This window comes from Trinickia sp. (assembly GCF_051961175.1).
Lineage (GTDB): Bacteria > Pseudomonadota > Gammaproteobacteria > Burkholderiales > Burkholderiaceae > Trinickia.
In genome coordinates, this window is sequence record NZ_JBQCDN010000043.1 from 1 (window position 1) to 10,074 (window position 10,074).

General features: G+C 62.8%; 13 protein-coding genes. 8 read left to right on the top strand and 5 right to left on the bottom strand.

The window, feature by feature from the left end; all coding sequences use genetic code 11:
• The first annotated feature begins 7 nt into the window (after nt 1-7).
• The 4 genes from ACTHL0_RS02495 (at nt 8) to ACTHL0_RS02510 (ending at nt 2,475) form a co-directional block, all read left to right on the top strand.
• Nucleotides 8-250 (top strand): (2Fe-2S)-binding protein, encoded by a 243-nt coding sequence (locus ACTHL0_RS02495; protein WP_440565017.1) that lies wholly within the window; start codon nt 8-10, stop codon nt 248-250.
• A gap of 205 nt (nt 251-455) precedes the next feature.
• Nucleotides 456-1,259: an energy transducer TonB gene (locus ACTHL0_RS02500; protein WP_440565004.1), complete on the top strand. Its 804-nt coding sequence runs from the start codon at nt 456-458 to the stop codon at nt 1,257-1,259.
• A 50-nt stretch (nt 1,260-1,309) separates the two neighbouring features.
• A complete protein-coding gene (locus ACTHL0_RS02505) occupies nt 1,310-2,038 on the top strand; it encodes a MotA/TolQ/ExbB proton channel family protein (RefSeq protein ID WP_440565005.1) in 729 nt (242 codons plus the stop codon).
• Between the two features lie 17 nt (nt 2,039-2,055).
• Nucleotides 2,056-2,475 carry an ExbD/TolR family protein gene (locus ACTHL0_RS02510; protein ID WP_440565006.1) on the top strand — a complete coding sequence of 140 codons (420 nt, stop codon included), beginning with the start codon at nt 2,056-2,058 and terminating at the stop codon, nt 2,473-2,475.
• 448 nt (nt 2,476-2,923) lie between these two features.
• On the opposite strand, the gene ACTHL0_RS02515 is transcribed toward ACTHL0_RS02510, so the two are convergent.
• Nucleotides 2,924-3,928, bottom strand: a complete 1,005-nt coding sequence (locus ACTHL0_RS02515; protein WP_440565007.1) for a LysR family transcriptional regulator — start codon at nt 3,926-3,928, stop codon at nt 2,924-2,926.
• Nucleotides 3,929-4,065: 137 nt separating this feature from the next.
• Here ACTHL0_RS02515 and ACTHL0_RS02520 point away from each other — a divergent pair, with 137 nt between their 5' ends.
• From ACTHL0_RS02520 to hemP, 4 genes are all read left to right on the top strand, one after another.
• Nucleotides 4,066-4,938 carry a pirin family protein gene (locus ACTHL0_RS02520; RefSeq protein WP_440565008.1) on the top strand — a complete coding sequence of 291 codons (873 nt, stop codon included), beginning with the start codon at nt 4,066-4,068 and terminating at the stop codon, nt 4,936-4,938.
• Between the two features lie 199 nt (nt 4,939-5,137).
• Nucleotides 5,138-5,563: an OsmC family protein gene (locus ACTHL0_RS02525; RefSeq protein ID WP_440565009.1), complete on the top strand. Its 426-nt coding sequence runs from the start codon at nt 5,138-5,140 to the stop codon at nt 5,561-5,563.
• Nucleotides 5,564-5,601: 38 nt separating this feature from the next.
• Nucleotides 5,602-6,084 (top strand): SRPBCC family protein, encoded by a 483-nt coding sequence (locus ACTHL0_RS02530; RefSeq protein WP_440565010.1) that lies wholly within the window; start codon nt 5,602-5,604, stop codon nt 6,082-6,084.
• A 215-nt stretch (nt 6,085-6,299) separates the two neighbouring features.
• Nucleotides 6,300-6,572 (top strand): hemin uptake protein HemP, encoded by a 273-nt coding sequence (gene hemP / locus ACTHL0_RS02535; RefSeq protein WP_440565011.1) that lies wholly within the window; start codon nt 6,300-6,302, stop codon nt 6,570-6,572.
• Nucleotides 6,573-6,895: 323 nt separating this feature from the next.
• On the opposite strand, the gene ACTHL0_RS02540 is transcribed toward hemP, so the two are convergent.
• The 4 genes from ACTHL0_RS02540 to ACTHL0_RS02555 all read right to left on the bottom strand — a co-directional run.
• A complete protein-coding gene (locus ACTHL0_RS02540; RefSeq protein ID WP_440565012.1) occupies nt 6,896-8,317 on the bottom strand; it encodes a 4Fe-4S binding protein in 1,422 nt (473 codons plus the stop codon).
• Nucleotides 8,314-9,156 carry an FTR1 family iron permease gene (locus ACTHL0_RS02545; protein ID WP_440565013.1) on the bottom strand — a complete coding sequence of 281 codons (843 nt, stop codon included), beginning with the start codon at nt 9,154-9,156 and terminating at the stop codon, nt 8,314-8,316. Before ACTHL0_RS02545 ends, ACTHL0_RS02540 begins: the two co-directional genes overlap by 4 nt.
• Before the next feature lie 53 nt (nt 9,157-9,209).
• Nucleotides 9,210-9,554 carry a cupredoxin domain-containing protein gene (locus ACTHL0_RS02550; RefSeq protein ID WP_440565015.1) on the bottom strand — a complete coding sequence of 115 codons (345 nt, stop codon included), beginning with the start codon at nt 9,552-9,554 and terminating at the stop codon, nt 9,210-9,212.
• A 28-nt stretch (nt 9,555-9,582) separates the two neighbouring features.
• Nucleotides 9,583-10,074 (bottom strand): iron transporter (locus ACTHL0_RS02555; protein WP_440565016.1); only part of this gene is annotated, 492 nt, incomplete at its 5' end.

A 10,074-nucleotide genomic window follows, 5' to 3' on the forward strand; every position in this document is an offset into this window, starting at 1 on the left:
TTCAGTCATGATCGTCTGCGTGTGCAAGTCCGTCTCCGACCGCAAAATTCGCGCTGCCATCGCGGAAGGCGCGGACACGTTCGATGAATTACAGTTCGAACTCGGCGTTGCCACGTGTTGCGGCAAATGCGAAGAGTCGGTGCGCGAGGTCATGGCGCAGTGCGGCATCTGCGAAAGCCAGTGCGGCGTCGAACGGCAGGTCCCGTCGCAGCCGGTGCACATCACGTTTTACGAGCGGAAGGCCGCGTAAGCCTTCGTTCTCCTCCGCTCTACCCTTTTTCGTCGGCACGCCAGTTCGCTACAGCCAGCAGCCGCTCGTATCGCTCCAGGAGCTCGAGATGGTATTGCTCATCGGTTTCGTTGCAACGCTGTGCATCTCCTTTTTCATCTGTCGCGCATGAAGCGGCATCTTGCCGCTCCCCGTGTGGGCAGCGTCGTATCAGGTCCGCGATAAGATGCAAGCCTCCCCTCTCGCTTTGGCCGGCACTGCGCCGGCAGCACTCGCCGGCATGCTGCGTTCGCGTCTTATCCCCGCTTTCGTTTGCGTCGCGCTCGCGCACGTGGTGCTCCTTGCGATCTTCGTCACGGCCAACCGTACGCCCGCCCCACGCGCCGTGCAGTCCACTGCGATCGTCGCTCAACTGCTACGTTCACAGGCTGATAGCGCCGCTGCCGCCCCGCAATCGCGCCCCGAGCCAACGCCCGCACGCGCTCGGCCTGAACCCGATCGGCCACGCGTGAGTGCAGCGCCTCAACGCGTCGCGCAGCAGCGCGTGCAGTCCGGCACTCCCGCACCCGTTACCCCGCATTCGGCCGGCCCTGGCCCCGCTCCAGTACAAGCACCGGCTCAAACGAGCCCGTCAGCCGCAAACCCATCTAGCGTCGCGCCGCAAGCAGCGGCTGCGGTGAATCCGCCGGCAGCCGCACCCGGCGCATCCGGTACCCCAGGCTCACGCGAAACCATCGCGATCGCAGCGCCGAAACACGTCGATCATGCCGATTGCCGCATCGTCAAACCGGCGTATCCGGAATTATCGAAACGCCGCGACGAAACAGGCACGGCCACGGTGCGTTTCGTCATCGGCACCACAGGCGCCATCGATACGGTCACGCTCGTCAAGAGCAGCGGCTTTGCGCGTCTGGACGACGCGGCCGTGCAGGCGCTGCGCGAAAGCACGTGCCAACCCTATGTGGAAAACGGCGCCCCCATCCGGGCGTCGTATGTGCAGGCGTTCACGTTCGGGCTCGACGACGACTGACCACTGCCGACTGACCTTCGTTACATCTGCTAGAAGAAGAGGACGTACACATGCAAAGCTACGGTCTGGCCCACGCTTGGGCTCAAGGCGATCTCGTGACACGCGCCATCGCGCTCACGCTGCTCACGATGTCGATACTTTCGTGGACGGTGATCGTCGTCAAAGGATGGAACATCGTCCGTCTTGGACGGCTGACGAAAAACGCCGAACGCGAGTTCTGGCACTCGGACGATTTCACAGCCGGCATCGATTCCCTGGCACATGCGCTGCCCGCACGCGAGCGCAATCCGTTTCTCGCGCTCGCTTTGTCGGGCCAGGAAGCGGCAGACCATCATCAACGCACGCGTCCGCATCTGCACGATCGGCTCGACGTATCGGACTGGATCACGCGATGCCTGAAAGATTCGATGGACGACGGCATCGCGCGTATGCAACGGGGGCTCGCCGTACTTGCATCGATCGGCGGTACGGCGCCGTTCGTCGGATTGTTCGGCACCGTTTGGGGCATCTATCACGCACTCATCGCCATCGGCGAAAGCGGACAAGCCTCGATCGACCGCATTGCGGGCCCGATCGGCGAAGCACTGATCATGACGGCTTTCGGTCTTGTCGTCGCGGTGCCCGCAGTACTCGGTTACAACGCACTCACGCGCTCCAATCGTGCCATCGTGGGCAGCCTGCGCCGGTTCGCGCATAGTCTGCACGGCTACTTCGTCACCGGTGCGCGCGTGGCGCCGTCCGCGAGTCCGACGTTGCGCGTCGCCGCGCGCGCGAGCTGACCGGCGGAGAGCAAACCATGGCCATGCCGCTATGTGAGGACGACGCCGACGAGGGGTTGATGGGCGAAATCAACATGACGCCGTTGATCGACGTGATGTTGGTACTCCTGATCGTTTTTCTGATCGCGATACCGGCGATCGAACATGCCATCAAGCTCGATCTGCCGCACGTCGGCAGCCAAGCGCAAGACATCAAGCCCGCCCATATCGAAGTGGCGGTACGGGCCGACGGTTCCCTCGTTTGGGACGGTGCGAACGTCGACGACGCGGGGTTGCATGCAGCGCTGGAGCATGCGGCGCGCACACATCCGCAGCCCCAGTTGCGTTTGCGAGCCGATCGCAAGGTAGCCTACGAGCGTGTTGCCGAAGTGATGTCGGCAGCCCAAGAGAGCGGGCTTACGCAAATCGGGTTCGTGACAGAACCGCGTAAGCGTTAGCCATCGTCGAGCGGCGATCACGCCACAACGGCCGCGGCGGTTGGCCGGCCGACCGCTCGGCTTCCGGCCGGGCTAATCGACGCCTTGAATGTAAAAGGCCCTCATCGGGTGATGAGGGCCTTTTTTGAGCGCACGCGGCGCCTTCGGGCGGCGGGCTCGCATGCCATCGGACTGGCCCGAGCACCGCATGCGATCGCCGTGCCTAACACGGACCACGCTGTCAGCCCTATCCGGCTTGCTATAAGAGCAGCCGTCTGGTTTCGCATTGGACGCCCCAACGCGAATGGCACTTTACTATAGGCCGCAGCGCACGGCGCTTCAAGACCGCCGCCATTGAAACTACCGATCGGTGCGGAGGCTTGAATGGCAAAAAGCGATTCGCCGCACACGAAAGCTGCCGCTCGGAGGTCAATGCCGACGAGCGTGGTTCGATGCGGATCAATCCGGATCAACGTGCGGGATCGGCCACCGCCGCAGGCGCCGCCATGCTTGCCAGCTGAGCTGCCTTGAACTGTTCGCGTGTCGGACACTGGGCCATTGTGTGGGTCGACTCATCGAGCTTCTCCACGAGAAAATCGACGAACGCGCGCACGGCCGGCACCATGCCTTGCCGCGATACAAAGACAGCGAACAGCTGCGGCGTCGGCAGCGTCCAGCCTGGCATCACCGGCGATAGTTGCCCCGCGCGCAACGCCGCTCCATACATCATCTCGGGCAACGCGGCGATGCCTACCCCATCGAGCACGGCTTCCCGTATCGTCGACAAATCGGCCGTCACCAGCCGCGGCTCGTGCTCGTGCATGTGCCGCCGGCCATCGGGTGCGATCAGATGAAAGACGTGGCGGCCATCGCCGCTGGGCGTATCGAGTGTCTGGAAGCGTTCGAGATCGGCCGGCGTCAGAGGCGGCGCATTTTGGCTGAGCAGGCTCGGCGCGCCGACGAGCATCTGCTGGGTGCGCCACAGCGGACGCACGACGATATTTGCATTGTCGGGCGGGTCGGAGCGGACGCGAAGCGCGACATCAACCGCATCTTCATAGAGATCGACCACGCGATTGGTCACACGAATGGAAACCCGCACCTCAGGGTAGCGCAGCAGGAAGTCGGACAGGATGTTCGAAAGGATCGTCTGCGAAACCGTCACCGGCACGCTCACACGCACCGTCCCGCGCGGTGAGGTGCGCAATTCCTGCACCGCGTTCATGGCGGCCTGCGCTTCGGAAAGCATCACCTGGCAATGCCGAAAGAAGCGCTCGCCGGCTTCGGTCAACGAGAGCTTGCGCGTGGATCGCTGCAGGAGCCGCACGCCTAGCGAGGCTTCGAGTTCGGCCACCCGCCGTGACAGCCGCGATTTCGACACGCCGAGCACGCGCTCCGCAGCGGAAAAGCCACCGTGTTCGACCACCTGCGCGAAGTACATCAAGTCATTCAGATTCTGTGAATCGAGTTGCATCTCATCGTTCCAACGGTAGGACAATCCATTGCTTTTAGCTGGACTAAAAGGGGCGCGGGCCCGTCCATATAATAAGCCTCACATGCACATGCGGCGCACCTGCCACGCAGATGCGTCCCTTCCGAGGTACTTTTTCTATGACTACGTCTCGCACGATCCGCCACACCATTACAGCGGTCCGCACGGTAGAGGGCGGCGGTTTTGTCGTTCACCGGCCATTCCCGACACGGATGTTAATGGACTTCGATCCCTTTTTGCTGCTCGACGAAATGGGTCCTGTCGATTATGCCCCGGGACAAGCCAAGGGCGCGCCCGATCACCCTCATCGCGGCTTCGAAACAGTCACCTATATGCTGGAAGGCAGCTTCGCGCACAAGGATTCCGCCGGCCATTCGGGCGTGCTGCGTCCCGGCGATGTGCAATGGATGACGGCCGGGGCGGGCGTCGTCCACAGCGAAATGCCCGATCCCGCCTTCACGCAGGCCGGCGGCCGCGTGCACGGGCTTCAGCTATGGGTGAACCTCCCCAGCCGCGACAAGATGATTGCGCCGCGCTATCAAGAGATTCCATCCGAGCGCATTCCGACCGCCGCAACGAGCGACGGCAAGGTGCGAGTCAAAGTTATTGCGGGTGAAGCACTGGGCGTAAAGGCTGCAATCGAAACCCGCACGCCGATTCTCTACCAGCACTTTACGCTCGAACCGGGCGCGTCGATCGTTCAGCCGGTGCCCCCCGCCTTTCGCGTCTTCGCGTACGCGTTGAGTGGAACGGGACGATACGGCGACGAACAGCGCGAAATCGGCGCGCAGCGCATGGTGATCTTTCGCGATGACGGCGATGCGGTAACACTCGCCGCCGGCGACGAGCCGCTCGACGTTCTATTGATCGGCGGGGCGCCGTTGAACGAGCCAGTCGTACGGCACGGCCCGTTCGTCATGAATACGGAAGACGAAATCAGGCAAGCGATCGTCGACTATCAAGCGGGCCGGATGGGCGAAATCGCTCATTGAATGCTCATTGAAGCCGCCCGGCCACCGAACGCGCGAAGCGATCGCCTCACGCGTTCACAGGGGCAATCACACCGAGATCGCGTCGAGCGCGAACGCCAGCAAATTGCGTCACAATACCCGTTCGACCGCCCATGACCCGCACCGCGCCCGATCCTGACCCGCGCGCGGGCCGGGCGGCATCCTAACCGGGAGGGAAAGCATGAGCGAGCGCGTTGTCACGGCAAACATCGGTACGACCAACTATCAAGTCACCTTCGACGATGGCGCTCATCACCTTTGGCACGCGGATGAACCGGTGTCGCTCGGTGGCGGCGACCGCGCCCCCACCCCGGTATCGCTTTTGCTCTCGGGATTGGGTGCATGCACCTCCATCACGTTGAGAATGTACGCGCAACGTAAGGGCTGGCCGCTCGAGGGCGTCCAAGTGTCGCTTTCGATGAACACGGGCGATCAAGGCTCGACGATCGATCGCAAGATCGTCTTGCATGGCGAGCTGACCGACGAGCAGCGCGAACGGCTATTGCAGGTCGCGAACGCCTGTCCCGTACATAAGATATTGACGCGGCCGATCGGGATCAACACGGGGCTCGTCGCCACCTTGCCGGCGACGCCCGACGAAGCGTAAAGTACTCGACCGCCGCTTTTGAAGACGAAGGAACGCCCTTGAATTTCGAACATCTCGTCCAAGTCAACGATCCGCTGAACCCGCTCGCGGAGACACTGACACGAGACCAGCTATGGGAAGGGCTCGTGTTGCGCGCCGAGCAACCGCAGCTTTTTGTGCTGGGCCTCGATAGTTGTACGATCGTCTCGCGAACGAGCGACACGTTGGAACGCGAACTGCACTACGGTCATGCGACGGTCCGCGATCGCGTGACGCTGCTCCCGCAGGAAAGCGTGCGCTACGACATCCTCGCCACCGAGGCGCATGTCGGCGGCTCGCTGACCATGACGATCGAGCAACCCGACGCACTGCAGCTGTTTCTGCGTTTCGAGTACGCAACGACGTTGCCCACGCCGGATACCGAAGACGCCCGCCAGACCAGCGAGATCGTCAAATCGGCCTACCGGGAAGCCGACATCGACACCGTGCGCCTCATTCGCGAGTACGCACGCAATCCGAAGCAGCCCTCCTCCCTTCATTGAGCAGCGCGACGGCGGGCGCATCCTGCCGCCCGCACGCGATCGCGCCAAGCAATGCAACGCGCCCCCATCCCACGCAGTTGACCGCAGCGGACGACTGTCGGCTCGCGATGGTCGCGCCCTATCACTGCCCCATCTCAATGAATTTGTTTTTTACAATCGATAATGATTCTCATTTATACTTTGTCTCATCGAATCGAATAACCGATGCTCCAAGCATGAGTGAACCCACGCGCCAGTCCACGCTTACATTGAGAACGTCCATGAGTCCTCTCGCGCGCTCCCGTTCGAAAGAAGCAGCACCCGTAGCAGCGGCTGCGCGGGTGACCAGCCGGGCCGCTGCCCAACCGGAAAGCGGCGACGTCGCGAGCGAGCGCACGCTCTCAAGCGATCACTTATTGCAAGGGCGTAGTCACATTTTCATCGCACACAACGGCGAGCGATATCAGTTGCGCGCCACTCGTCTGGGAAAGCTGATCCTGACGAAGTAAGCACCGTGTATTGTGGGGACCACCTCCATGAGAGGTGTTAGGCAGTAGCCAGCGCAACGTCAAGCACGCGAGTCTAGACCCCTTCGTGCCCCCTCTTCTGCGACGTTGCAGCCAGCCATGCCGCTTTTTTGACCGATCTGCTTCTGCGTCTGAAATCTTCTTGAACGCCGAAAGGCGCTTCGCACACTGGGTCGCGCAGGCGTAACTGCCTCTCCCTTCCGCTTCGCCCCGAACCCGTGATCGATCTGCGCCGCTCTCTTGCGCCGCTCTCTTGCGCCGCTCTCTTGCGTCGCTCTCTTGCGTCGCCTTCTTACGCCGCCTTCTTAAGCCGCTATCCGCGCAAAGCCCCAGAACATCAGCCACCACGCGCTATCCGCTACCGCCAGTGCGGCGACGAAGCAGACCATCGCACCCGCTCGCGAAGTCACGCGCAGCGTGTATTGACCGGTGACGCGCCACGCCAGCCACGCACTCCATGCGTTAGCAATCGCCAGTACACCGATGCGGACAGTGGACGCCCAATCGAGCGGCACGTGCTCGGCCCGAAGCAGCGACAACGTCGTGGCCGATAACCCCAAGAACACCCCGGCACCCGCGACAGGAATCAGCGACTGCGTCAGATGGTGCAGGCGCGCGCGGTCGAATCGTCCGAGCACGCGGGTGCCTGCCGCGACCAGCACAAGCAGCGCCGTGCCGTACACCAACGCCGTAGCGAGGATGTAGCCGATGAGCAATGTGCCGTCGAGCCAAGAGAAGACATCGTTTTGATCGGGGTAATGCGTAAAGAGGTACCACGGCGCATTGGTATCGAGCATCCACGTGACGTCATGATCGATAAGCCAAGCGGCGAGGAACTGTTTGATTTCGACGAACCACGGGCTCGCCGTCCAATGAAACGCGCCGATCGCAACGCCCAGCAGGCCGTAGAGGATGAGTGCAGTGTCCCAGCCGTTGGCCGCATCACGCCCCAACGAGACCACTTCTTGCGAAGGCGAACGCCACGTCAAATCGATGGCGTCGCGGTGGCCGCTGCAGCGACCGCACATATGGCACGATGCCGCGCCCTTCATGTTTCTCAAAGGAACGAGCGGCGCACAGTTGATCGGAATGACGCGATGACCCCGTTCGCCCGCCGTGTACGAGCGCCGCCACGCCGCCTCGTCCACGCGATAGTGGAACGGTGCAAGCCGCGACAACAGCGAAAACACGCCATTGACGGGACACAAGTAACGGCACCAGACGCGCTTGTCGCGGCCATACAGGAAGCCGATCACCATGGCGGCCAACGTCGATCCGCCCAGCACCAGCAGCACCGCGCGCGGATACTGATAGACGCTGACCATTTGGCCATAGATGGTGGTCAGGCCGAATGCAACGAACGGCCAGCCGCCCCAGCGCATCCAGCGCGGAATGGCACGCCCTCGCCCATGGCGGCTGGCGAATTCCGCAAGCGCGCCTTCGGGACACAGGACGCCGCACCAGACTCGCCCGAGCAGCACCATCGAAAGCAGCACGAACGGCCACCAAATGCCCCAAAACACGAACTGGGCGGCCAGCGTCAGATTGGTCCAAAGATGCGCGCTTTCATCGGGCAGCGGCAGGCAAACCGGCACGATGATGAGAAACGCATAGACCGCGACGACCACCCACTGAATTGCGCGAATCGCCGCACCGTTGCGCTGCATCCAGGCGCCGACACGGGCGAGCCGCCCGGCGCCGGCGGCGGAAATCGCGGGCGAACTCATGCGGTGCGCCCGGCTGCCTGCGCCGGCGCACGGCCGGCACGCCGCGCGAGCCAGCCGACGACGAGCCAGTACAGCGCATAGGCCACGATATTGGTGAGCGCCGGGTGTGCGCGATAGCCCGTCAATGCGGCCACCAAGGAACCGACGGTGCTCGAATCGTCGAGCAGCGCAGCAGTGTTCCAGACCTGCGAGATGCCGAGCGGCAGGATTTCTTTGTCGATCAGTTTATCGACGCCCGTCTGCAAAAGGCCCGCGCCGAGCAACAGCAGCATGACCTCAGTGACACGGAAGAACCGCCGCCACGAGAAGATCCGGCCGCCGAGTTGCAGGATATAGAACGTGAGGAAGGCCAGACCGAGCCCGAGCACGATCGAGAGGATGTCGCCGTGACTCACATGGCCCGACTGCCCGAAGCCGAGCCCGTACAGGAAGATGACCGTCTCGCTCCCCTCGCGTGCGATCGCCAGCGCGACGAGAACGGCGATGCCCCAGGCGTTGCCATCGCGCGTCCGCTCCTGCAGCGAGCGCTCCATATCGCGTTTGAGCGTGCGTCCGTGCCGCTTCATCCACAGGACCATCTGGACAATCAGCACACAGGCAACCAGCACCATGCCCGTCTGGAAGTAATCGGCGGCATCGCCGGAAAGCACTTCGGTAAAGCCCACCAGCGCCGCGCCGAGCCCGACGGCCGCCAGCAGCCCAACACCGACGCCCGCCCACAGATACGGCAGGGCGCGCCGGGCGTCGGCGTCGCCATTGCTCAGCCACGCGTAAAGAATGCCCACGACGAGCAGAGCCTCGACGCTTTCGCGCCACACGACGAACAATACCTGGCCCATCCCATACTCTCCGAACGCCCGGCGTTCCACCGCCAGGCATAAAACGAAACGCCCTACTTGACGACAATGACGCCGCGCGCCGATTGATGGAAGTCGTCGAAAAACTTGTATTCGCCCGGCGTTTGGGGAGCGATGACGACGACCGAATCGGCGCCTGGCGCGAGCACCTTTTCCTTGCGCAGCTCGACGCTTTCGAACTCGGCGGCGCCCTTGCCGGCGTTGTGCACTTCGATCCGGATGCGCTTGCCCGCCGGCACTTCGATCCGTGCGGGCGTGAGCTTGCCGTCGGCCATTTCGAGCTTGACCGTTACTGCGTCATCGGCCTGCGCTGTGACTGCCATACCCGTGGCCATCACAGCGAACAAAGCGGCCAGCGCGGCCTTCGAACCCAATTTCATGCTGTTGCTCTCCTATGCCGAGCCGCGCTTAGTAGCCGCCCTTCTTGCCGATGCCGGCGAACGGGAAATCGTATTGCAGCGTGATCGGCTTGAACCACGGGCCGACACCCGTTTCTTTATCCACGTGGCGCCCAAACGCCATGTGGCCCATTTGCATCGGCGGCTCGACGACGAGCGTCAAGTGATACTTGCCCGGGCCGAACAGCTTCACGTTGTCGCCATAGTGCGGGCCGTCGCTCGCCACCATCGGCATCAGATCGCCTTTTATCGACTGCGTCCCGCCAACCTTCTTCAGTTCGTAATGCACCTGCAGATAGGGCATCCAATCGCCTTCGGCAAAGCCCGTGGGATTGTTCTTGACGGCGTGGATGTCCGCTTCGAGGTGGACGTCGGAATCCGATGCCTTATGCATCATCCCTTCCGGATCCATCGTGATCGGCTGCAAATACACCGCGCCGATTTCCATGCCGCCCTGCACCTGGGGCTTGCCGATCGGATATTCGGCCGCCGACGCCGCCAA

Coding starts and splice junctions, on each gene's coding strand:
- ACTHL0_RS02540 (WP_440565012.1), bottom strand. CDS start 8,317: ATGAGTTCGCCCGCGATTTCCGCCGCCGGCGCCGGGCGGCTCGCCCGT.
- ACTHL0_RS02505 (WP_440565005.1), top strand. CDS start 1,310: ATGCAAAGCTACGGTCTGGCCCACGCTTGGGCTCAAGGCGATCTCGTG.
- ACTHL0_RS02510 (WP_440565006.1), top strand. CDS start 2,056: ATGGCCATGCCGCTATGTGAGGACGACGCCGACGAGGGGTTGATGGGC.
- ACTHL0_RS02545 (WP_440565013.1), bottom strand. CDS start 9,156: ATGGGCCAGGTATTGTTCGTCGTGTGGCGCGAAAGCGTCGAGGCTCTG.
- hemP (WP_440565011.1), top strand. CDS start 6,300: ATGAGTGAACCCACGCGCCAGTCCACGCTTACATTGAGAACGTCCATG.
- ACTHL0_RS02550 (WP_440565015.1), bottom strand. CDS start 9,554: ATGAAATTGGGTTCGAAGGCCGCGCTGGCCGCTTTGTTCGCTGTGATG.
- ACTHL0_RS02500 (WP_440565004.1), top strand. CDS start 456: ATGCAAGCCTCCCCTCTCGCTTTGGCCGGCACTGCGCCGGCAGCACTC.
- ACTHL0_RS02520 (WP_440565008.1), top strand. CDS start 4,066: ATGACTACGTCTCGCACGATCCGCCACACCATTACAGCGGTCCGCACG.
- ACTHL0_RS02495 (WP_440565017.1), top strand. CDS start 8: ATGATCGTCTGCGTGTGCAAGTCCGTCTCCGACCGCAAAATTCGCGCT.
- ACTHL0_RS02515 (WP_440565007.1), bottom strand. CDS start 3,928: ATGCAACTCGATTCACAGAATCTGAATGACTTGATGTACTTCGCGCAG.
- ACTHL0_RS02525 (WP_440565009.1), top strand. CDS start 5,138: ATGAGCGAGCGCGTTGTCACGGCAAACATCGGTACGACCAACTATCAA.